23 protein-coding genes are annotated in these 20,230 nt (G+C 70.5%); 16 read left to right on the top strand and 7 right to left on the bottom strand.

Annotation, left to right across the window (positions count from 1 at the left end; genetic code table 11):
- Positions 1-58 precede the first annotated feature (58 nt).
- Positions 59-499, bottom strand: coding sequence for a methylmalonyl-CoA epimerase (mce, locus tag ACIGYR_RS19180; protein ID WP_391840892.1), 441 nt, complete (start codon positions 497-499; stop codon positions 59-61).
- 149 nt (positions 500-648) lie between these two features.
- On the opposite strand from mce, the gene ACIGYR_RS19175 reads away from it, so the two are divergent.
- From ACIGYR_RS19175 to ACIGYR_RS19165, 3 genes are all read left to right on the top strand, one after another.
- On the top strand, positions 649-1,848 hold the full coding sequence (locus ACIGYR_RS19175) for an acetyl-CoA C-acetyltransferase (RefSeq protein WP_399597996.1): 1,200 nt from the start codon (positions 649-651) through the stop codon (positions 1,846-1,848).
- A 51-nt stretch (positions 1,849-1,899) separates the two neighbouring features.
- Positions 1,900-2,856: a methylmalonyl Co-A mutase-associated GTPase MeaB gene (gene meaB / locus ACIGYR_RS19170; protein WP_399598000.1), complete on the top strand. Its 957-nt coding sequence runs from the start codon at positions 1,900-1,902 to the stop codon at positions 2,854-2,856.
- Positions 2,857-3,002: 146 nt separating this feature from the next.
- Positions 3,003-4,268, top strand: coding sequence for an MFS transporter (locus ACIGYR_RS19165; RefSeq protein WP_399598003.1), 1,266 nt, complete (start codon positions 3,003-3,005; stop codon positions 4,266-4,268).
- 50 nt (positions 4,269-4,318) lie between these two features.
- Here the strand turns inward: ACIGYR_RS19165 and ACIGYR_RS19160 are convergent, their stop codons facing one another.
- The 4 genes from ACIGYR_RS19160 to ACIGYR_RS19145 all read right to left on the bottom strand — a co-directional run bounded on the left by ACIGYR_RS19160 (position 4,319) and on the right by ACIGYR_RS19145 (position 6,978).
- The gene (locus tag ACIGYR_RS19160) at positions 4,319-4,795 is read right to left on the bottom strand and encodes a MarR family winged helix-turn-helix transcriptional regulator (protein WP_391840900.1); all 477 of its coding nucleotides are present in this window, start codon (positions 4,793-4,795) and stop codon (positions 4,319-4,321) included.
- A 92-nt stretch (positions 4,796-4,887) separates the two neighbouring features.
- Positions 4,888-5,697 carry an AIM24 family protein gene (locus tag ACIGYR_RS19155; RefSeq protein WP_399598005.1) on the bottom strand — a complete coding sequence of 270 codons (810 nt, stop codon included), beginning with the start codon at positions 5,695-5,697 and terminating at the stop codon, positions 4,888-4,890.
- Entirely contained in the window at positions 5,694-6,344 is a 651-nt protein-coding gene (locus tag ACIGYR_RS19150) for an AIM24 family protein (protein ID WP_399598007.1), read from the bottom strand. The genes ACIGYR_RS19155 and ACIGYR_RS19150 overlap by 4 nt, the downstream gene beginning before the upstream one ends.
- Position 6,345: 1 nt before the next feature.
- The gene (locus ACIGYR_RS19145; RefSeq protein WP_391841046.1) at positions 6,346-6,978 is read right to left on the bottom strand and encodes an AIM24 family protein; all 633 of its coding nucleotides are present in this window, start codon (positions 6,976-6,978) and stop codon (positions 6,346-6,348) included.
- Positions 6,979-7,160: 182 nt separating this feature from the next.
- Between ACIGYR_RS19145 and ACIGYR_RS19140 the strand changes: the two genes are divergently transcribed.
- The 9 genes from ACIGYR_RS19140 to ACIGYR_RS19100 all read left to right on the top strand — a co-directional run bounded on the left by ACIGYR_RS19140 (position 7,161) and on the right by ACIGYR_RS19100 (position 13,200).
- Positions 7,161-7,511, top strand: a complete 351-nt coding sequence (locus ACIGYR_RS19140) for a DUF3817 domain-containing protein (RefSeq protein ID WP_399598008.1) — start codon at positions 7,161-7,163, stop codon at positions 7,509-7,511.
- Positions 7,508-7,801, top strand: a complete 294-nt coding sequence (locus ACIGYR_RS19135; RefSeq protein WP_391840908.1) for an MTH1187 family thiamine-binding protein — start codon at positions 7,508-7,510, stop codon at positions 7,799-7,801. The genes ACIGYR_RS19140 and ACIGYR_RS19135 overlap by 4 nt, the downstream gene beginning before the upstream one ends.
- A gap of 164 nt (positions 7,802-7,965) precedes the next feature.
- Positions 7,966-8,718 (top strand): hypothetical protein, encoded by a 753-nt coding sequence (locus tag ACIGYR_RS19130; protein WP_399598011.1) that lies wholly within the window; start codon positions 7,966-7,968, stop codon positions 8,716-8,718.
- Positions 8,715-9,395, top strand: a complete 681-nt coding sequence (locus tag ACIGYR_RS19125) for a DUF4166 domain-containing protein (RefSeq protein ID WP_399598014.1) — start codon at positions 8,715-8,717, stop codon at positions 9,393-9,395. Before ACIGYR_RS19130 ends, ACIGYR_RS19125 begins: the two co-directional genes overlap by 4 nt.
- Positions 9,392-10,054, top strand: a complete 663-nt coding sequence (locus ACIGYR_RS19120; protein ID WP_391840914.1) for a TetR/AcrR family transcriptional regulator — start codon at positions 9,392-9,394, stop codon at positions 10,052-10,054. Before ACIGYR_RS19125 ends, ACIGYR_RS19120 begins: the two co-directional genes overlap by 4 nt.
- A gap of 134 nt (positions 10,055-10,188) precedes the next feature.
- On the top strand, positions 10,189-10,524 hold the full coding sequence (locus ACIGYR_RS19115; protein WP_399598016.1) for a hypothetical protein: 336 nt from the start codon (positions 10,189-10,191) through the stop codon (positions 10,522-10,524).
- An 11-nt stretch (positions 10,525-10,535) separates the two neighbouring features.
- The gene (locus ACIGYR_RS19110; RefSeq protein ID WP_391840918.1) at positions 10,536-11,042 is read left to right on the top strand and encodes a MarR family winged helix-turn-helix transcriptional regulator; all 507 of its coding nucleotides are present in this window, start codon (positions 10,536-10,538) and stop codon (positions 11,040-11,042) included.
- A gap of 43 nt (positions 11,043-11,085) precedes the next feature.
- Positions 11,086-11,424: a DUF3817 domain-containing protein gene (locus tag ACIGYR_RS19105; RefSeq protein WP_391840920.1), complete on the top strand. Its 339-nt coding sequence runs from the start codon at positions 11,086-11,088 to the stop codon at positions 11,422-11,424.
- Positions 11,425-11,499: 75 nt separating this feature from the next.
- A complete protein-coding gene (locus tag ACIGYR_RS19100) occupies positions 11,500-13,200 on the top strand; it encodes a methylmalonyl-CoA mutase (protein ID WP_391840922.1) in 1,701 nt (566 codons plus the stop codon).
- A gap of 219 nt (positions 13,201-13,419) precedes the next feature.
- On the opposite strand, the gene ACIGYR_RS19095 is transcribed toward ACIGYR_RS19100, so the two are convergent.
- The gene (locus tag ACIGYR_RS19095) at positions 13,420-14,043 is read right to left on the bottom strand and encodes a TetR/AcrR family transcriptional regulator (protein ID WP_391840924.1); all 624 of its coding nucleotides are present in this window, start codon (positions 14,041-14,043) and stop codon (positions 13,420-13,422) included.
- Positions 14,044-14,252: 209 nt separating this feature from the next.
- Between ACIGYR_RS19095 and ACIGYR_RS19090 the strand changes: the two genes are divergently transcribed.
- The 4 genes from ACIGYR_RS19090 to ACIGYR_RS19075 all read left to right on the top strand — a co-directional run bounded on the left by ACIGYR_RS19090 (position 14,253) and on the right by ACIGYR_RS19075 (position 18,692).
- A complete protein-coding gene (locus ACIGYR_RS19090) occupies positions 14,253-15,224 on the top strand; it encodes a tetratricopeptide repeat protein (protein WP_399598021.1) in 972 nt (323 codons plus the stop codon).
- Positions 15,225-15,844: 620 nt separating this feature from the next.
- Positions 15,845-16,483: a DUF6230 family protein gene (locus ACIGYR_RS19085; protein ID WP_399598023.1), complete on the top strand. Its 639-nt coding sequence runs from the start codon at positions 15,845-15,847 to the stop codon at positions 16,481-16,483.
- Positions 16,484-16,600: 117 nt separating this feature from the next.
- Positions 16,601-17,191, top strand: a complete 591-nt coding sequence (locus ACIGYR_RS19080) for a DUF6114 domain-containing protein (protein ID WP_399598026.1) — start codon at positions 16,601-16,603, stop codon at positions 17,189-17,191.
- On the top strand, positions 17,181-18,692 hold the full coding sequence (locus tag ACIGYR_RS19075; RefSeq protein WP_399598028.1) for a hypothetical protein: 1,512 nt from the start codon (positions 17,181-17,183) through the stop codon (positions 18,690-18,692). The genes ACIGYR_RS19080 and ACIGYR_RS19075 overlap by 11 nt, the downstream gene beginning before the upstream one ends.
- 98 nt (positions 18,693-18,790) lie before the next feature.
- Here ACIGYR_RS19075 and pyk read toward each other — a convergent pair whose 3' ends face one another.
- Entirely contained in the window at positions 18,791-20,218 is a 1,428-nt protein-coding gene (pyk, locus tag ACIGYR_RS19070; RefSeq protein WP_391840934.1) for a pyruvate kinase, read from the bottom strand.
- Positions 20,219-20,230: the final 12 nt, after the last annotated feature.

Genomic DNA, 20,230 nt, shown 5'->3' with positions numbered 1-20,230 from the left:
GGTCGCCCCGGTGGACGGGACGACCGCCCCCAACCCTACCGGCCCTTATGTACGGGGGTCAGTGCTCGGGCGACTCAACAGGGGCCGAAGTGACCAGTTCTGTGAGAACGCCATGGCAATCCTTGGGGTGCAGGAAGGTGATCCGCGACCCCATGGAGCCGCGTCGTGGCTCCTCGTAGAGCACGCGTACGCCCTTGCCCCGGATCTCCTCGGAGTCGGCGTCCACGTCCGCCGTACCGAAGGCGATGTGGTGGACGCCCTCGCCGTTCTTGGCGAGCCACTTGCCGACCGCGGAGTCCTCGCGGGTCGGCTCCAGCAGCTGGAGGTAGGAGGCGCCGCCGTCGGAGGTCTCGTTGATCTTGAGCATGGCCTCCCGTACGCCCTGCTCCTCGTTGACCTCGGTGTGGAACACCTCGAAGCCGTACGTGGCCCGGTAGAACTCGACGGTCGCGTCGAGGTCGTGGCAGGCGATCCCGATGTGGTCGATTCGCGTCAGCATGGATTCAGTGCAGCGCTCCGCGGGTGGTTACGCAACGTGCGCGCGATCACACCGGCGGGCCGATGACGGCGTGCTCGACCGCTCAGTACATTCGAGGTAAACCCTCGTTCACTCCTCGGCTGCGCGCAGCTGGAAGGGGATCGCACCTCATGTCTTCTGGAACGACCAGCTCGGTGATCGTCGCGGGCGCCCGGACGCCCATGGGGCGGCTGCTGGGCTCGCTGAAGTCCTTCTCCGGAGCCGACCTCGGCGGCTTCGCGATCAAGGCCGCCCTCGACCGTGCGGGGATCGGCGGCGACCAGGTGCAGTACGTGATCATGGGCCAGGTGCTGCAGGCCGGCGCCGGCCAGATCCCGGCCCGGCAGGCGGCGGTCAAGGCCGGCATCCCGATGAACGTGCCGGCGCTCACCATCAACAAGGTGTGCCTCTCCGGCCTCGACGCCATCGCCCTCGCCGACCAGCTGATCCGCGCCGGCGAGTTCGACATCGTCGTGGCGGGCGGCCAGGAGTCGATGACCAACGCCCCGCATCTGCTGCCCAAGTCCCGTGAGGGCTACAAGTACGGCGCGGTCCAGATGCTCGACGCGATGGCCTACGACGGCCTGACCGACTCCTTCGAGGGCATCGCCATGGGCGAGTCCACCGACAAGCACAACGCCCGACTGGGCATCGGCCGCGCCGAGCAGGACGAGGTCGCCGCCCTGTCCCACCAGCGGGCCGCCGCCGCGCAGAAGAACGGCCTGTTCGAGGCCGAGATCACCCCCGTGGAGATCCCGCAGCGCAAGGGCGACCCGGTGCTGTTCAGCAAGGACGAGGGCATCCGCGGTGACACCACCGCGGAGTCCCTGGCCAAGCTGCGCCCGGCCTTCACCAAGGACGGCACGATCACGGCCGGCACCTCCTCGCAGATCTCGGACGGTGCGGCGGCCGTGGTCGTGATGAGCAAGGCCAAGGCCGAGGAGCTGGGCCTGGAGTGGCTCGCCGAGATCGGGGCGCACGGCAATGTGGCCGGACCGGACAACAGCCTGCAGTCGCAGCCGTCCAACGCCATCCTGCACGCCCTGAAGAAGGAGGGCCTGGAGGTCTCCGACCTCGACCTCATCGAGATCAACGAGGCGTTCGCCGCGGTCGCCGTGCAGTCAATGAAGGACCTCGGCGTGTCCACCGAAATGGTGAACGTGAACGGTGGTGCGATCGCCCTGGGTCACCCGATCGGCATGTCCGGTGCCCGTCTCGTGCTCCACTTGGCGCTCGAGCTCAAGCGCCGCGGCGGCGGTGTCGGCGCGGCCGCGCTGTGCGGTGGTGGCGGCCAGGGTGACGCGCTCGTCGTGCGGGTGCCGAGGCCCTGAGTTCCCCGTCCATAGCCGAAGGTACGTCGCTGAAGTGAACGGAGCTGTTTGATGCAGGACGTCTCCTCTCTGGTGGCCCAGGCCAGGGAAGGCCGGCCGCGGGCCGTGGCCCGGCTGATCTCCCTCGTGGAGGGGGCGTCCCCGCAGTTGCGGGAGGTCATGGCGGCTCTGGCCCCGCTGACCGGCAACGCCTACGTGGTGGGCCTGACCGGCTCGCCCGGCGTCGGCAAGTCGACCTCCACCTCCGCGCTCGTCACCGCGTACCGCAAGCAGGGCAGGCGGGTCGGCGTGCTGGCCGTCGACCCCTCCTCCCCGTTCTCCGGGGGCGCCCTGCTCGGCGACCGCGTCCGGATGTCGGACCACTCCTCTGACCCCGGCGTCTACATCCGCTCGATGGCCACCCGCGGCCACCTGGGCGGCCTGGCCTGGGCGGCCCCGCAGGCCATCCGGGTGCTGGACGCGGCGGGCTGCGACGTGATCCTGGTCGAGACGGTCGGCGTCGGCCAGTCGGAGGTCGAGATCGCCTCCCAGGCCGACACGTCGGTCGTCCTCCTGGCCCCGGGGATGGGCGACGGCATCCAGGCGGCGAAGGCCGGAATCCTGGAGATCGGTGACGTCTACGTGGTCAACAAGGCCGACCGGGACGGCGCCGACGCCACGGCCCGCGAGCTGAACCACATGCTGGGCCTGGGCGAGGCCCGCGGACCGGGCGACTGGCGCCCGCCGATCGTGAAGACCGTCGCGGCCCGTGCCGAGGGCGTCGACGAGGTCGTGGAAGCCCTGGAGAAACACCGGGCGTGGATGGAGGAGCGGGGCGTCCTCGCCGAGCGGCGCCGGGCCCGCGCGGCCCGCGAGGTGGAGACCATCGCCGTCACCGCGCTGCGGACACGCATCGGCGACCTGCACGGCGACCGCCGTCTCAGCGCCCTCGCCGACCGGATCATCGGCGGCGAGCTGGACCCCTACCGTGCGGCCGACGAGCTGGTCGCGGGCCTGACGGAGGGCTGAGGGTGGTCGACCCGGCGGTCGCACTGGTAGCTTGACCGGCATGTTCCTCTTCCTGGCGTAGAGCGCACCCGGGTTCGCGGGCCTGATGACAGGCCACCGCGCCCTTCGGTGCCCCTCTTCCACGCCTCTCGCAGAGGAACATCCGCGTGTCCACGCACCCTTCGCGGCCCTCGTACGCCGCCGTCCTGCGCGTACCGCACGCGCGCCGCACCTTCACCACCGCCCTGACCGCCCGCCTGTCCTACGGCATGGTCGCCCTGGCGGTGCTGCTGTCCGTCACCCGGGCCACCGGCTCCTACGCCGTGTCCGGCGCCGTGCTGTCCCTGTTCGGCGCCACGACGGTCTTCCTGATGCCGTTGCGGGCATCCCTCATCGACCGTCACGGACCGCGCCGGGCGCTGCCGCCCATGTCGGCGCTCCACGGCACCCTGCTGTGCGTCCTGGCCGCCCTCACCTGGCGCCCCGGCGCCCCGGCACCGCTGATCGCCGTCTCCGCGGCCCTGGCGGGTGGCTGTGCGCCCCCGCTGGGTCCGGCCATGCGCGCCGCGTGGTCCGAACTGGTCGCGGACCCCGACCTGTTGCGGCGGGCCTACAGCCTGGACGGGGTCGCCGAGGAACTGCTGTTCGTCTCCGGTCCGGCGCTGATCGGCGCCCTCACGGCCTTTGCCCCGCCGGCCGCCGGAATCCTGCTCGGCGCGTTCCTGAACATGGCGGGCACCCGCCTCTTCGTCATGTCCCCGGCCCTGCCGGGCCCCCGCCCCACGTCCGGCGGGCGGAAGCCGTCCGCCGTCCGCGGTCTGCTGCCCCCGGTCGGCGTCGCCCTCGGCGTCGGCCTGGCCGTCAGCGGTGTGGAGCTGCTGGTGATGGCCTTCGCCACCGAACGCTCCTACGACACCGCCCTCGTCCCCTGGATCCTGGGTGCGCTGTCGGCGGGCAGCGCGCTGGGCGGCCTGGCCAACGGGGCGGTGCGATGGCGTGTGCCCGCCCGCACCCGGCTGTACCGGTTGGCGGCGGGCCTGGGCCTGGTGATCGCCGCGGCGGGCCTCGCACCCGGCCTGTGGACCCTCGCCGGGGCGATGACCCTTGCGGGCGCCTTCCTGGCCCCGGCCCTGACGACGGCGTACCTGCTGGCCGACGAAACGGCCGGCGAGGGCGCCCGTACGCAGGCCGGGGCGTGGGTGAACATGGCGGTCAACGCGGGGAGTTCGGGCGGCGCGATGGCGGCGGGGCTGCTGATCGGCCGCTTGCCGCTGGAGCTGTGCTTCGCCCTGATGGGCGGGACCGCCCTCATGGCCGCCGCGACGGCCGTGGTCGGCGTGGCCGTGCGCGGTCGTGCTCCCGGGGCGGCCGTGGGCGGTCGTGCTCCCGGGGCGGCACGGGCGGCCGCGGCGGCACCCTGCCGGCGCCGCTGAGCGGCCCCACCCCTGCCCCGGCTTTCAGCACCCTGAGCCTCTCGGGAGGCTCAGGGGCGCCCCCGCTGTCCTCTCAGGTGCTCGGCGATCGGCCTGAGCGACTTGTCCAGCTCCATCAGCGCGTCCGGCGACAGCAGGTCGATGAAATGCCGCCGCACCGACGCCACATGGTGCGGCGCGACCTTCTTCATGGTCTCCATGCCGTGGTCCGTGAGCACGGCGTACAGCCCCCGCCGGTCGGTGTCACAGTTCTCGCGGCGCACCAGGTTCGCGTTCTCCATGCGCGTGATCTGGTGCGAGAGCCGGCTCTTGGACTGCAGGGTGGCGGAGGCGAGGTCGCTCATCCGCATCCGCACGTCGTCCGACTCGGACAGGTTCACGAGGATCTCGTAGTCGTTCATCGTCAGGCCGAACGGCTGCAGATCTTTTTCGAGCTGGTACGTCAACAGCCTGTTGACCTCCAGGTGGGTACGCCAGGCGCACTGCTCCGCATCGGTCAGCCAGCGCGTGGCCGTCTCGGTCTCCATGAATGAAGTCTACCTAAGAAGTTGAATGGCGAACTACTTCGGGTGGTGTGACAGCGCGCACGCGTTCGACGTCACACTCCGCAGACTACCGCTCACAGCCCGAAGCGACGCTGGAGGTCTCCCAGCTGTCCGGGAAGGCGCGGTGCGCCCGACGATTGCGGACCGTGTCCACCCGGTGCCGTTCCGCCACCGCCGGGCACCCCCGGTTCGGGCGGAACCGCCCCCGTCGCCGCCTCGGCCATGAGGGTCTCCGTCGACTGGAGCAGGACCGTCCCCGCGCCCGCGAACTCGAACTGGTGCTCCTCCCCGGAGACCCCGCCGAAGCCCGTCATTGCACGGAGACCGCCCAGTACACCCGCCATGTACCCATGGTCGTAGTGATGGCACGGGGACGGGCAGTCGGCCCACCCGACGAGCGCCTGGGGGTCGACCCGGAGGGGAGGTTCCATGAACACCACCGGCCCGTTGGATGCGGCCACAAACTTCCCGGTTCCGATAAGGGTCAGAAATCCCGGCACGATCGATTGCTTCAGCGCGAGACTTGGCTGAAAAGCGAGCAGGTTGCCCGCGCGAATGGTCAAATTCCCGTCGTCCAGGTCGTACGAGTTGACGTCGAAGGCCCGGTCGGCCAGCAGCATCTTGCCGGAGCCCTCCGCCACAACCCAGTCGCTCGCGTGCAGTGGCGAATGGAACGACGTACGGACAAGTCGGTCGAGTCGGCCATGCCCGATGCCGTTGAACTCGATCGCCCCGTAGTAGGCGATCATCTTCCCCTTCTGCAGGAACCACTGCCCGCTCTTGAGCTCGACGCAGAACGTGTACGCGTTCACGTTGTCGTCGGCGGGCAGCGTCATCGGGTCGTGCACGACCGGTCCGGCGCCCGGGGTTCCGTAGGTGCTCACAGCTTCTCCTCCGACGCCTGGACGTACACCGTGCCGTTGCCGCTCAGCTCCAGCTGGAACGCCTCGCCGGAGCCGCGGCCCACCATGTCGCGCCAGCCGAGAGCGGTGGAGAGCTTGTTGCGGACGTCGCCGTGGTGGGCGACGTACGCCTGCGGGTCGACGTGGACCGGGCGCTGGGGAGTGACCGGGATCTCGAAGACCCCGCCGTGCGCCATCACGGCCACCGCGCCCTGGCCCTGGAGGGTCGTCGTGAACAGGCCCTGTCCGGTGACCTGGCCGCGCACCATGCCCATGACCCCGCCCTGCGAGCCCATGAACATCGTGCCCTGCCGCAGGGTGCCCTCGAAGGCGAGCAGCCGGTCGGCCTCGACGTAGAGGGTGTCGCCGGACAGGGTGATCACGTGGATGTGATGGCCGCCGTGCCCGAAGAAGACCGTGCCGCTGCCCTCCACGGTCATCAGCGGGGTCGTCTCGCCGGCCACCCGGCGCCCGAGCATGGACATCAGCCCGCCCTGGCCGCCCTGGACGTTGGGCGTGAAGGACACGTCCCCTTTGTAGGCGAGCATCGCCCCGCGCTGGCTGAACAGCCGCTGCCCCGGCAGCACGGTCGCCTCGACCATCTTGGAGTTGATCTCTCGGAAGGTCATCTCACAGATCCCCCGCGATCGTGTTCCGCTCGCTCGGCTGCACGTACACCAGCCCGTCACCCTCGAAGCGGATCTGGAAGGCTTCCCCGCCGCCCTCTCCGAGGAGCGTGCGGAATGTCACACCGGACTGGAAGGACTGCCGGACGGCGCCCTGATGGGCGACGTAGGCGCCCGGGTCGACGATCAGCGGGTACTGCGGAGTGACCCGCAGGACGACCGCGGGGCCGTCGGAGATGATCGCCGCCTGCCCGTGACCCTCCACGGTCGTCGTGAACAGGCCGTTGCCCTGCGAGGCTCCGCGCAGTCCCGTGAACGTCGTCCCCGTCCGCAGTCCCGCGTCCGTCGCCAGCAGGTTGCCCGCCTCGACGTACAGCTTGTCCCCCTGCAGGCCGACCAGGTTGATCTCGGACGCCCGGTCCGCGAACCAGCAGGTCCCCTGCCCTCTCACCTCCATCACCGTCATCTGCTCGCCGGTGAGCCGCCGGGTCACCATCCCGCGCAGCCCCTCGCCGCCACCGCTCAGCTTCTTGAAGGCCATCTGCCCGTCGTACGCGACCATCGAGCCGTTCTTCGCCTTCACGGCGTCCCCGGTCATGTCGACGGCGAGCACCTTGCTCCCTTGGAGTCGGAACATCGCCACGCTGGGAAAGTAGCGGCCGGGTGGGTGGGCGGAACAGGGCCCACGGGTGGATACCCACCCTGAGCGGACCCCTAGGGACGCCGTTTGCCACAATGGGGAAGCGCTTGTGCGTCCGTTCACAAAGAGGGGCCCACGAGCGACCGCGCCGTCAGCGACTCTCCCACCGAAGGTGACCCGTGGACCTCAAGACAGCCTCCGCCATCCGCCGCCTGCGACTGATCTCCGTGCCGGAGGGCATCTCCTGGATCATTCTCGCGGCCTGCACCGTCATCAAGTACACGGTCGACTCCGGCTTCGACGTCGCGCCCGTGCTGGGTCCGATCCACGGCGTGCTGTTCGTTCTCTACGTGCTCTTCTGGGCGGACGCCTGGAACCGCACCCGGTGGAACAAGGGCAAGGCCGCTCTCTACGTCGCGTACTCGTTCATCCCCGGCGGCGGCTTCGTCATCGAGCGCGTGCTGCGCCGCGAGGCCGAGGACGCCGTCATCGCCGCCCGTGCCCGCAAGGAAGGAGTCGTCAACGCATGATCGTCGCCTTCTCCGTGACACCCCTCGGCGTCGGTGAGGACGTGGGGGAGTACGTCGCCGACGCCGTGCGGGTGGTCCGCGAGTCGGGCCTGCCGAACCGCACCGACGCGATGTTCACCTCGATCGAGGGTGACTGGGACGAGGTCATGGCCGTCGTCAGGCGGGCCGTCGCCGTCGTGGAGGCGCGTGCGCCGCGCGTGTCGCTCGTCCTCAAGGCCGACATCCGGCCCGGAGTGACCGACGGGCTCACCTCCAAGGTGGAGACGGTCGAGCGGCACCTCACGGCCTGACCTTTCCGGAGCACCGCGAGCCCCGGCCCTCGGCGGCCGGGGCTTTCTCGTCCCACCCGTTTGAGCGATCGCTCAAAAAGGTGTACGTTCTGCGCCAAGCGATTTGAGCAGTCGCTCAAAAGGTTGCCGGGGCGCTTCAGCAGGCTTCTGACGTGGGGGAACACATGGGGCTTTACATAGAGGCGCACATCCGCGCCGATCTCGACGAGTTGTGGGACCGCACCCAGGACCCCGCCCGGCACCAGCGCTGGGACCTGCGCTTCACGGAGATCGACCACCTCCCGCGCGCGGAGGGCGAGCCGCAGCGGTTCCGGTACGCCACGCGTGTGCTGCCGTTCCTCACGGTCGCCGGCACCGGCGTCTCGGCGGGGGAGAAGGAGCGCCCCGACGGCACCCGCACCTCCGCCCTGCGCTTCGCCTCCCCGCACCCGCTCTCGCTGCTGGCCGAGGGCAGTGGCTACTGGCGCTACGTCCCGGTCGCCGACGGCGTCCGCTTCCTCACCGGCTACGACTACCGGCCCCGCTGGGGCGCCTTCGGCGCACTGGCCGACCGGCTGCTGTTCCGCCCGCTCATGGGCTGGGCGACGGCATGGTCCTTCGACCGGCTCCGGCTCTGGCTGGAGCGGGGCGTCACCCCCGAGCGTGCCCGGTACAACTGGCTCGCGGAGCTGACGGTCCGGGCGCTCGTCCTCGCCCTGTGCCTGACCGGACTCGGCCGTGGTTCGCTTCCCGGCCCGACCGGTCCCGCCGCGGACACCCTGGCCTACGTGTGCCCGCTGCTGCTGGTCGTCGGCATCTCCCTGGCCCTGTTCAAGGCCCCGCTCGCCCAGACCCCCGCCGCCCGCCGCTGCCTGCGCACCCCGCCGACCCGAGTCCACGCCCCCCGCCTCCTCGGCACCCTGGAGAGGCAGTCGTGACCTCGATGTTCCGCACCGTGATGGGCTCCGGCTTCGACCGTCTGCACCCGCGGCTCCAGCGCCGCTTCTCGGTCGGCCTGGCCGGCGGCGAGGCGTGCACCGGGCGGGGGGTGATGGAGCGCGTCTGGCACGGGCCGGCATTCGTGAAGCCGTTCCTTTCCCTCGGCACCACCCGCAACATCCTGGTCCCGAAGGCCGGCCGGAACGTTCCGTTCATGATCGAGAACGTGCCCTACGCCGACACCTACGGGCGTGAGACGGTGACCTTCGTGCGCACCTTCGACCTCCCCGGCCGCTCCCGCCGCTTCGACGCCCAGATGGTGCTCAGCCCCAAGGGCGACCGCATCCTCGACTACCTCGGCACCCACCAGCACCTCGCCAGCGAGCTGCACTTCCACGCCGAGCCCGACGGCTCCCTGCTCATCCGTTCCGGCGAACACCGGTTCCGGGAAGGACCGGTGGACGTCCGCGTGCCCGAACTCATCGGCGCCACCGCCGAGGTGCGCGAGTCCTACGACGACGCGGCCGGCCGCTTCCGCATCCGGGTCCGGGTGGTGAACCGGTACTTCGGTCCGCTCTTCGGCTACGAGGGATCCTTCACGGCGTCGTACACCGACATCCACCGCCACGGGGTACGGCCCGGGTTGCGGCCCGTCCGCGAGGAGTCGCGCGCGTGAGCCCGGAGACCGCCAAGTCCCTGGAGACGAAGAACAAGCTGCTGGAGGGTGCGCTGCGGACGCTCACCGAGCAGGGGATCGCCAAGACCTCCGCCCGTACGGTGGCGGCGGCGGCCGGGGTCAACCAGGCGCTGGTGTTCTACCACTTCGGATCGGTGGACGAGCTGCTGGCCGCGGCGTGCCGGTACGGGGCGGAGAAGGCGGTGGCCAGGTACCGGGACCGGCTCGCCGAGGTGGGCACGCTGTCCGAACTCCTGATCCTCGGCCGCGAGATCCATGAGCACGAGCGGGCCGACGGGCATGTGGCGCTGCTGGGTCAGCTGCTGGCCGGGGCGTCCACGCACGCGGCGCTGGGACCGGCCACGGCTGCGGGGCTCCGGCTCTGGATCGACGAGATCGAACAGGTGCTCAGGCGGGTGCTGGCGGCGACGCCGTTCGGGGAGTTCGCCGATCCGGCGGGGCTGGCGCGGGCGGTCGCGGCGTCCTTCGTGGGGATCGAGCTGTACGAGGGGGCCGACGAGGCCGGTGCGCATGCGGCCCTGGACGCCTTGGAACAACTCGGTGCGCTGGTCGCCGCGATCGAGGACCTGGGGCCGGTGGCCCAGCGAGCGGTGCGGCATCACCTGCGCCGACGGGGCGGGGCGGGGCGCCCCCGCTAGGCGAGAGCGACGGGCGGAGGTGGTCGCGGGTTCGTCCAGCGCGGCCAGCACCGCGGCCCGGTTCCGGCCCCGAGGCCCTGGCCGCGCCGTACGCCGACACCCTGGGCAGCGGATCCGCCGGTCTCGGCGTGCTCATGTGCGCGCTGCCGGTCGGCACGGTGGCCGGTGAGCTGTACACCGGCGCCCGGCTGCGGCCCCCGGCCCGTGAACGCCTCGCGCTTCCCCTGCTCTGTCTGTCCCTGCTGCCGTACCTCGGATACGCCCTGCGCCCCGGGCTCGCCGTGTCCCTCCTGCTCCTGCCGGCGTCCGGGGCCGGCTCGGCGTACACCCTGGGCCTGGACCAGTGGTGCGTGCGGGCGGTGCCACGGATCCGGGCTCGCCCCGGTCCTGCGGGCGGCGGCGGAGGCATGACGGACCGGTCGGCGACCGAAACCCGAGACAGAGCTGACCGGCATGTGACCGGCCGGTAGGGTCTCGTGACGTGCCGAAGCCTCTCAGCCTCCCGTTCGACCCCATCGCCCGCGCCGACGAACTCTGGAAGCAGCGCTGGGGAAGTGTGCCGTCCATGGCCGCGATCACCTCGATCATGCGCGCCCAGCAGATCCTGCTCGCCGAGGTGGACGCGGTGGTCAAGCCGTACGGGCTGACGTTCGCCCGCTACGAGGCGCTGGTGCTGCTCAACTTCTCCAAGGCCGGCGAGCTGCCGATGTCCAAGATCGGTGAGCGGCTGATGGTGCATCCCACGTCGGTGACGAACACCGTGGACCGGCTGGTGAAGTCCGGGCTGGTGGCCAAGCGCCCCAACCCCAAGGACGGCCGTGGCACCCTCGCCGTCATCACCGACAAGGGCCGCGAGGTGGTCGACGCGGCCACCGGCGACCTGATGGCCATGGACTTCGGGCTCGGGGTGTACGACGCGGAGGAATGCCGGGAGATCTTCGCGATGCTCCGCCCGCTGCGGATCGCGGCACATGACTTCGAGGAGTGACCCGGGACAAGATCTCCCGGAACGGGTGGTTACGCTCGACTCCATGAAAAAGAGCGTGCTGACCCGCTACCGCGTCATGGCCTACCTCACCGGCGTCCTGCTGGTGCTGCTGTGCCTGGGCATGATCGCGAAGTACGGGCTGGACGTCGACGGTGCCGCCGACTTCACCCGGGTCGTCGCCATCGCCCACGGCTGGCTGTACGTCGTCTACCTGATCTTCGCCTTCGACCTGGGCTCCAAGGCGAAGTGGCCGGTCGGCAAGCAGCTGTGGGTGCTGCTCGCGGGCACCATCCCCACGGCCGCCTTCTTCGTCGAGCGGAAGGTCAGCCGCGAGCTGGACGCCGGGGCCGGCGACCAGGCCCCGGCCGTCGCCAAGGCGTAGCGCACACCGCCGTACGGACACCGTACGGCGGTCAGCCATCGACATTTACTAGGACGTCCAAGTAAATTCGATGGTATGGACGCTCACGCCATCGAGGAAGGCCGCCGTCGCTGGCAGGCCCGCTACGACGCCGCGCGCAAGCGCGACGCGGACTTCACCACGCTCTCCGGCGATCCCGTGGAGCCGCTGTACGGGCCCCGGCCCGGAGACACGTACGAGGGATTCGAGCGGATCGGCTGGCCCGGGGAGTACCCCTTCACGCGCGGACTCCATCCGACCGGCTACCGCGGGCGCACCTGGACGATCAGGCAGTTCGCCGGGTTCGGCAACGCCGAGCAGACCAATGAGCGGTACAAGATGATCCTCGCCGCCGGCGGTGGGGGTCTGTCCGTCGCCTTCGACATGCCGACGCTGATGGGGCGCGACTCGGACGACGCGCGCTCGCTCGGCGAGGTCGGGCACTGCGGGGTCGCCATCGACTCGGCCGCCGACATGGAGGTGCTGTTCAAGGACATCCCGCTGGGGGATGTGACGACCTCCATGACCATCAGCGGGCCGGCCGTGCCCGTCTTCTGCATGTACCTGGTCGCCGCCGAGCGTCAGGGTGTCGACCCGCGGGTGCTCAACGGGACCCTCCAGACCGACATCTTCAAGGAGTACATCGCCCAGAAGGAGTGGCTCTTCCAGCCGGAGCCCCATCTGCGGCTGATCGGCGACCTGATGGAGTACTGCGCGGCGGGCATCCCCGCGTACAAGCCGCTGTCCGTCTCCGGCTACCACATCCGCGAGGCCGGGGCCACGGCCGCGCAGGAGCTGGCCTACACGCTGGCGGACGGCTTCGGGTACGTCGAGCTGGGCCTCAGCCGCGGGCTGGACGTCGACGTGTTCGCGCCCGGCCTCTCCTTCTTCTTCGACGCCCACGTGGACTTCTTCGAGGAGATCGCCAAGTTCCGGGCGGCCCGGCGCATCTGGGCCCGCTGGATGCGGGACGTGTACGGGGCGAAGAGCGAGAAGGCGCAGTGGCTGCGGTTCCACACGCAGACCGCCGGGGTCTCGCTGACCGCGCAGCAGCCGTACAACAACGTGGTGCGTACGGCCGTGGAGGCGCTGGCCGCCGTGCTCGGCGGGACCAACTCGCTGCACACCAACGCCCTGGACGAGACCCTCGCGCTGCCGAGCGAGCAGGCCGCGGAGATCGCGCTGCGCACGCAGCAGGTGCTGATGGAGGAGACCGGGGTCGCCAACGTGGCCGACCCGCTCGGCGGCTCCTGGTACGTCGAGCAGCTGACCGACCGGATCGAGGCGGACGCGGAGAAGATCTTCGAGCAGATCAAGGAGCGGGGCCTCAGGGCGCACCCGGACGGACAGCACCCCATCGGGCCGATCACCTCCGGGATCCTGCGCGGGATCGAGGACGGCTGGTTCACCGGCGAGATCGCCGAGTCGGCGTTCCGCTACCAGCGGGCCCTGGAGAAGGGCGAGAAGAGGGTCGTCGGCGTCAACGTCGCCACCGGGTCGGTCACCGGGGACCTGGAGATCCTGCGGGTCAGTCACGAGGTGGAGCGGGAGCAGGTGCGCATGCTCGCCGACCGCAAGTCCGGACGGGACGAGACGGCCGTGCGCGCCGCCCTGGACGGGATGCTGGCCGCCGCCCGGTCGGGCGCGAACATGATCGAGCCGATGCTGGACGCCGTCCGCGCCGAGGCCACACTGGGCGAGATCTGCGGGGTGCTGCGGGACGAGTGGGGGGTGTACACGGAACCGGCCGGTTTCTGAGAGCCGGCGGGGCATGGCCGAGTGGTTCCGCCTGGCGTCCCGCTGAGGAAGCCGGACCGAGTCCGCGTCTCCGAGTCCGCGTCTCCGGATCTCCGAGTCCGCGTCTCCGAGTCTCCGGATCTCCGAGTCCGAGTTTCCGAGTCCCGGTCCACGTCCGCGTGCACCGGGCGGCCGGCGCCGTGCCGCTGACCCGGCCGCCGTCGGCCGGGGGGGACCGGCTCAGCCCGCCGACGCTCCCGCCAGCCCCAGCAACAGCACGCGGGTGAAATCGCGGACCCATTCCTCGTCCGCCGCCTTGCCGCTCACCAGGGTGCGGTGGACCACCGCACCCGCCACCATGTCGAAGATCAGGTCCACCGTGCGGGTGGATTCCTCCGGATCGGGCTCCGGTGGGAGTTCGCCCCGCCGCTGGGCCCGGGCGCGGCCCTCCAGGACCAGGCACATCTGGCGTTCCACGATGGAGGCGCGGATGCGTTCGCGCAGGGCGTCGTCGCGGGTGGACTCGGCGACCACCGCCATCAGGCCGCTCTTGGCCTCGGGACGGGCCAGGATGGCCGCGAACTGGAGGACCACGCCCTCGATGTCGGCGGCGAGGCTGCCCCGGTCGGGCAGTTCCAGTTCGTCGAAGAGTTCCGCGACGGCGTCCACGACCAGTTCGTTCTTGCCCGACCAGCGGCGGTAGAGCGTGGTCTTCGCAACCCCGGCCCGCGTCGCCACGTCTCCCAGGGTGAGCTTGGACCAGCCGAGTTCGACCAGAGCCTCCCGGGTCGCGGCCAGGATCGCGGTGTCCGCGGCGGCGCTGCGCGGGCGTCCGGTACGGCCGGCGGGGGTGCGGTTCTGCATCCCCCGACCATAACCGGCGGAAACTGTGCGGTCGTGAGGGAGATCACCGGGGTGTGGTGTCGCGCGGTACCCTCATGGCATTACGCTACGACTCGTAGCGAAAGCCCGTGAGGGACGTACACGGGCGACGACCGCCAGGCGTGGGGTGGGGACCCGGCGCCGTACACGGTTTTTTTCATTCAGGCGCGGGATCGGGGGAGGATAGACGCATGCAGCCACGGAACATGTCCATGAGCGGTGTCGTCGACCTCGCCGCGGTGAAGGCGGCCCAAGAGGCCAAGGCCAAGGCCGAGCAGGCGCGCGCCGAAGCCGCCCGGCAGGGCGGGACGGGGGCCGTCTCTCCGGCCGACCTCGTCATCGACGTCGATGAGGCGGGGTTCGAGCGGGACGTCCTGCAGCGCTCCGCCGAAGTCCCCGTCGTCATCGACTTCTGGGCCGAGTGGTGTCAGCCCTGCAAGCAGCTGAGCCCGGTCCTGGAGCGGCTGGCCGTCGAGTACGGCGGGCGCTTCCTCCTCGCCAAGATCGATGTCGACGCCAACCAGATGTTGATGCAGCAGTTCGGGGTGCAGGGCATCCCGGCGGTGTTCGCCGTCGTGGCGGGCCAGGCGTTGCCGCTGTTCCAGGGCGCGGCCGACGAGCAGCAGATCCGGCAGACCCTGGACCAGCTGGTGACGGTCGCCGAGCAGCGCTTCGGGCTGACCGGTCTGACCGTCGACCCGGAAGCCGAGCCGGGCGGTGAGACGGCGGCGGCGCCGGCGGAGGGCCCGTACGAGGCGTCGCTGAACGCGGCCGCGCAGGCGCTGGACGCCGGTGACCTGGGCGGTGCCGTCCGGGCGTACCAGAACGTGCTGGCCGACGACCCGGGCCACCCGGAGGCCAAGCTGGGTCTGGCGCAGGCCGAGTTGCTCCAGCGGGTGCAGGACATGGACCCGCAGAAGGTGCGCCAGGAGGCCGCCGACAAGCCGAAGGACGTCGACGCGCAGATCGCCGCCGCCGACCTGGACCTGGTGGGCGGCCATGTCGAGGACGCCTTCGGCCGGCTGATCGACACCGTGCAGCGCACGGCGGGTGACGACCGGGACGCCGTGCGGCTCCGGCTGCTGGAGCTGTTCGAGGTCGTGGGCCCCGAGGACCCGCGGGTGATCGGGGCGCGGCGGGCGCTGGCGCGCGCCCTGTTCTGACCAGTCGCTAAACGCCTGGCATGTGATGCCGGGGTGAAAAATTCGCCGCCAAGGCGTCATGGGGGCCGCGCTTTGCCAAATCTTGGTAATCGTGGCCCCTGTTACTCGGAGTAAATCGAAGCCGTTGGTCTGTCTGGATTCGTCCAGGGATCAACGGCTTTGCTCTGCCCTCGATTGCCACCGAGCGTCGCGCTCCGAGATCGGGCGGTCGTCCCCCGGTTATCCCCCCGTTACTAGCCAGTAACGAACCCCCTTGTGTCCAGGCCGAGAATGCACCACGATCGGCGACGCTCGGTCCATTCCCGTACCCCGGCATCCGGTCGGGTCACGGGAGACTCTGGGTCCCCACCGAGCAGGGCCGTCGGCAGTGGCGCCGGCCCTTGGGCAGGGGGGTCTTCGCCGCTCGGTGAAGCCTGTCCAGCAAGGTTGTGCGTGATGCGTGTCAGGCGCGACCAGTGGTTGTCGCTCGGGGGTGATCGCCGGTGATTCGGGCGCGATGCGCGCCTCCGAGTTCGGGCGCTCCCCTTCCCGAGGACGTAGCACTTCTCCCATCCCTGCCCGGCTGAGCCGCCGCTGCGGCGAGTCCGAGCCAGGAGATGTACGTCCGAGAAGGAGGAAATATGGAGTCCCAGGTGCGTGGCGGGACCAGATGGAAGCGGTTCGCTGTGGTCATGGTGCCCAGCGTGGCCGCCACGGCGTGTATAGGTGTCGCCCTCGCGCAGGGCGCTCTCGCTGCCTCGTTCAGCGTGTCCGGCCAGTCGTTCAAGGTGTCCGCCGACGAGCTCGTCGGCACCGGCTTCGAGCAGTACGGTGCCATCGACAGCGGCTACACGATGGACGGCAAGAAGACGGCTCACCCGGTGGCCGTCTCGGCGTTCAAGCACGCCGAGATCACCAACCTGTGCCAGTCCGTCGTCACGCCGGACGTGCCGATCTTCGGCAACGTCAGCCTCATCCTGCGCGCCGGCGGCGCGGGCCACGACAAGGTCCAGGCCGACAACATCTACATCGACGTCGCCGACCTCAACGCCGACGCGACGTTCGACAACATCGACATCGGTGTGGCCGCCAAGGACGCCTCCAAGGGTCCGGGCATGAAGGGCGGCGGTGAGCAGGCCAACCCCTTCGGCTTCGCGCAGCAGGCCGACAAGGCCACGCTGGTCGGCGTGAAGCAGACGGCGTGGGCGACCACCGCCGGCACCTTCAAGCTCAGCGGTCTTCACATGTCGCTGGCGACGGGTGTCAAGGAGTGCTTCTAGGCACTCGCTGACGGGCGGGGGAGCCGGTGGCGCCCCCGCCCGTCCACTCTCCGGCCGCGTCCTCACGCGCGGCACGCATCACCACCACAGCAACGCCGCACCAGGGAGCTGTTTTCCATGAGCGCCGAGACTCCTGCCGCCGCATCCGGTCAGTTCACCAGCCGGAGGCTGCAGTTCCGCGCCTGGCGGGGCACGCGTCCGTTCTGGGCCGGTCTGCTCGTCATGCTCGGTGGCCTTCCGATCATGTACTTCCCGTACGCCCATCTCCAGTTCGGGCACCTGACGCTGGCGATGGCGACCACCGCGGGAGCCGGGTCCCTGATCATCGGTGTGCTGCTCATCGTGCTGGGCATCAGCCTCTGGTTCCAGAAGCACGTACGCGTCTTCGCGGGCGTCGCGGCGATCCTGCTGGCGCTGGTGTCCATCCCGGTGGCCAACTTCGGCGGCTTCGTCATGGGCTTCCTGCTCGCCCTGATCGGCGGGTCGATGGCCGTGGCCTGGGCGCCGGGCGCGCCTCCGCAGCAGCAGCCGCCTGCCGAGGCGGCCCCGGGCGAGGATGGCGCCCCCGACACGGCACCGGTGCCGCACCAGGGCACCGACCCCACGGGCGGTGTGCGCCCCTCCGGGCCCTACAAGGCGCCGTGGGAGAACGACCTGTCAGGAACGAGCCCGGCCAACGGGGCGAACGGGAGGCACAGTGCCGGCTGACGAGGTGACCCGCGGGACCGACGTGGACGGGTCCCGCGCGAGAACCGGGCCCCGCCACGCGGCCCCCAGGAAGCCGCTCTTCACCAGGTTCCACATGCCGGCCGGCAAGGCCATAGCCTCCGTGGCGATGCCCACGGCGGTACTCGTGGGCATGGGCTTCACGTCCTCGCTCGCCCTCGCCGACAACAACGGCAGCCCCTCTCCGTCGACCTCGGCCAAGAGCCTGACGGCCGACGAGTACAAGGACTGCGTCAAGGCGCTGGACGACTCCGGGGACCCCTCGGCCTCGCCGTCGCCGTCCGCGTCGGAAAGCACGTCCGGGGACTCGGCCACGCCGACGCCCTCGGCGAGCGACGACGGCAAGGACACGCAGGACGCCAAGGACACCACGGGCACCGAGGACACGAACGGCACGGGCGGCACCTCTTCGCCGGATTCAGGTTCCGGCGACAAGGCAACGCCGGCGCCGACCGCGACCTCCGGCTCCGGTTCGGGCTCCGCGGGCTCGGAGTCCGGTTCGTCCGGCTCGGAGTCCGGTTCGTCCGGCACCGGTTCGGACGCGGGCGGTGACACGGACGCGCAGACGCCGGCGACGCCCCAGGGCGGTGGCGGTGGTGTCCTCGACACCATCGGCGACACGATCGGTGACATCCTCACCGGCGGCCACAAGGACTCGGACTCCGGCACTCCGTCCGCGACCCCGACGCCGTCCGCGTCCCCGTCGTCCCCGTCGTCCTCGTCGGGCACCTCGGACTCGTCCGGCTCGGGCTCGTCGGCCGACGCGGGGTCCGGCTCCTCGGGCTCCGGCTCGTCCTCCACGGGCGGTGGCGGTGTCTCCGACACCGTCAAGGACACGGCGAAGAAGGCCGGGGACACGGTCACGGACACGGCCAAGAAGGCCGGGGACACGGTCAAGGACACCACCGACACCGTCTCCAGGACGGCCGGGGACGCCACCGAGGCGGCCGGGGACGCGACCGGGTCGGCCACGCCGAGCCCGTCCGCGAGCGAGTCCGCCTCCGCGGAGGCCTGCCCGGTGGCCACGGACGACGAGAGCGGCATCGACAACAAGGTGCCGGTGGCGGACGACCCCTGGCACCTGAACGCCAGCTCCCTGCTCCTCAAGGGCGCCGACTACCAGGGCATCGTCGAGGTGAAGACGGCCGACGGCACCAGGAAGAAGGTGCTGAAGTACGTCATCTCCGGCGGCACCGACATCGGCGACCTGCACCAGACGGTGCAGGACAAGCAGGCGAACAAGACCTACCACGTGCAGGCGTCCAAGGGCTCGACGTCCACCATCACCGGCGGCGACACGGTGATGTACACCGAGAGCATCTCGGGCAACCTCTTCGGGCTGATCCCGGTGACGTTCAGCCCCGACAGCCCGCCCCCGCTGAACATCCCGCTGATCTACTTCACCAACGTCAAGGTGATCCAGGCGGCGCAGTTCGGCGGCAACCTGCACGTACCCGGCATGCACGTGTACACGACCGACTGAGCGGTCACACAAGCCGGTTCGGGAGCCGCGGCACACCGAGGGCGCCCCCTGTTCGCAGGGGGCGCCCTCAGTGCCGTACAACGCCCTTCAGGGGCGGGTCAGTTGTTCTGGCCGCCCAGGTGGTGGACCCGCAGCATGTTGGTGGTGCCGGGCACCCCGGGGGGCGAGCCGGCGGTGATGATGACGGTGTCGCCCGTGTCGAAGCGGCCCAGCCGGGCGATCTCCTGGTCCACCAGGTCGACCATCTCGTCGGTGGTGTTCACGAACGGCACGATGTGCGACTCCACGCCCCAGCTGAGGGTGAGCTGGTTGCGGGTGGACTCGTCCGTGGTGAAGGCGATGATCGGCTGGCAGGCGCGGTACCGGGACAGCCGGCGCGCGGTGTCACCGGACTGGGTGAAGGCGACCAGCCCCTTGGCGCCGAGGAAGTCGGCGATCTCGGCGGCGGCGCGGGCCACCGAACCACCCTGGGTGCGCGGCTTCTTGCCGGGGACGAGGGGCTGCAGGCCCTTGGCGAGCAGCTCCTGCTCGGCCGCGACGACGATCTTCGACATGGTCTTGACCGTCTCGATCGGGTAGGCACCCACGCTCGACTCGGCGGACAGCATGACCGCGTCGGCGCCGTCCAGGATCGCGTTGGCGACGTCGGACGCCTCGGCGCGGGTCGGACGGGAGTTGGTGATCATCGACTCCATCATCTGGGTCGCCACGATCACCGGCTTGGCGTTGCGCCGGCACAGCTCGATCAGGCGCTTCTGCACCATGGGGACCTTCTCGAGCGGGTACTCGACGGCGAGGTCGCCACGGGCGACCATCACCGCGTCGAACGCCGCGACGACGTCCTCCATGTTCTCCACCGCCTGCGGCTTCTCCACCTTGGCGATGACGGGAACCCGGCGGCCCTCCTCGTCCATGACGCGGTGGACGTCCTGGACGTCCTTGGCGTCGCGGACGAAGGACAGGGCGACCATGTCGCAGCCCATGCGGAGGGCGAAGCGCAGGTCCTCGACGTCCTTCTCGCTCAGCGCGGGCACGTTGACGGCCGTGCCGGGCAGGTTGATGCCCTTGTGGTCGGAGACGACACCGCCCTCGATGACGATGGTCTTCACCCGGGGGCCCTCGACGTCCAGGACCTTCAGCTCGACGTTGCCGTCGTTGATCAGGATCTGGTCGCCGCGCGAGACGTCGCCCGGCAGCCCCTTGTACGTCGTACCGCAGATGTGCTTGTCGCCCGGCACGTCCTCGGTCGTGATGACGAACTCGTCACCGCGCTCCAGCTCGACCGGGCCCTCGGCGAAGGTCTCCAGGCGGATCTTCGGGCCCTGCAGGTCGGCGAGGACACCGATGGGGCGGCCGGTCTCCTTCGACGCGGCCCGGACGCGGTCGTACCGCGCCTGGTGCTCGGTGTGGGTGCCGTGGCTGAAGTTGAACCGGGCTACGTTCATGCCCGCCTCGATCATGGCGACGAGCATCTCGTGGGAGTCGACCGCGGGGCCGAGAGTACAGACGATTTTCGAACGGCGCATGGGGCGATCCTA

Source organism: Streptomyces sp. NPDC053076 (assembly GCF_044546845.1).
In the GTDB taxonomy this organism is placed as follows: domain Bacteria; phylum Actinomycetota; class Actinomycetes; order Streptomycetales; family Streptomycetaceae; genus Streptomyces.
This window is presented reverse-complemented; position numbering and strand designations above follow the sequence as displayed.

Excerpts from the sequence above, each read along its gene's own strand:
- mce (WP_391840892.1), bottom strand. The coding sequence starts at position 499 with ATGCTGACGCGAATCGACCACATCGGGATCGCCTGCCACGACCTCGAC.
- ACIGYR_RS19175 (WP_399597996.1), top strand. The coding sequence starts at position 649 with ATGTCTTCTGGAACGACCAGCTCGGTGATCGTCGCGGGCGCCCGGACG.
- meaB (WP_399598000.1), top strand. The coding sequence starts at position 1,900 with ATGCAGGACGTCTCCTCTCTGGTGGCCCAGGCCAGGGAAGGCCGGCCG.
- ACIGYR_RS19160 (WP_391840900.1), bottom strand. The coding sequence starts at position 4,795 with ATGGAGACCGAGACGGCCACGCGCTGGCTGACCGATGCGGAGCAGTGC.
- ACIGYR_RS19150 (WP_399598007.1), bottom strand. The coding sequence starts at position 6,344 with ATGACCTTCCGAGAGATCAACTCCAAGATGGTCGAGGCGACCGTGCTG.
- ACIGYR_RS19145 (WP_391841046.1), bottom strand. The coding sequence starts at position 6,978 with ATGTTCCGACTCCAAGGGAGCAAGGTGCTCGCCGTCGACATGACCGGG.
- ACIGYR_RS19135 (WP_391840908.1), top strand. The coding sequence starts at position 7,508 with ATGATCGTCGCCTTCTCCGTGACACCCCTCGGCGTCGGTGAGGACGTG.
- ACIGYR_RS19130 (WP_399598011.1), top strand. The coding sequence starts at position 7,966 with ATGGGGCTTTACATAGAGGCGCACATCCGCGCCGATCTCGACGAGTTG.
- ACIGYR_RS19115 (WP_399598016.1), top strand. The coding sequence starts at position 10,189 with ATGTGCGCGCTGCCGGTCGGCACGGTGGCCGGTGAGCTGTACACCGGC.
- ACIGYR_RS19105 (WP_391840920.1), top strand. The coding sequence starts at position 11,086 with ATGAAAAAGAGCGTGCTGACCCGCTACCGCGTCATGGCCTACCTCACC.
- ACIGYR_RS19100 (WP_391840922.1), top strand. The coding sequence starts at position 11,500 with ATGGACGCTCACGCCATCGAGGAAGGCCGCCGTCGCTGGCAGGCCCGC.
- ACIGYR_RS19095 (WP_391840924.1), bottom strand. The coding sequence starts at position 14,043 with ATGCAGAACCGCACCCCCGCCGGCCGTACCGGACGCCCGCGCAGCGCC.
- ACIGYR_RS19090 (WP_399598021.1), top strand. The coding sequence starts at position 14,253 with ATGCAGCCACGGAACATGTCCATGAGCGGTGTCGTCGACCTCGCCGCG.
- ACIGYR_RS19085 (WP_399598023.1), top strand. The coding sequence starts at position 15,845 with ATGGAGTCCCAGGTGCGTGGCGGGACCAGATGGAAGCGGTTCGCTGTG.
- ACIGYR_RS19080 (WP_399598026.1), top strand. The coding sequence starts at position 16,601 with ATGAGCGCCGAGACTCCTGCCGCCGCATCCGGTCAGTTCACCAGCCGG.
- pyk (WP_391840934.1), bottom strand. The coding sequence starts at position 20,218 with ATGCGCCGTTCGAAAATCGTCTGTACTCTCGGCCCCGCGGTCGACTCC.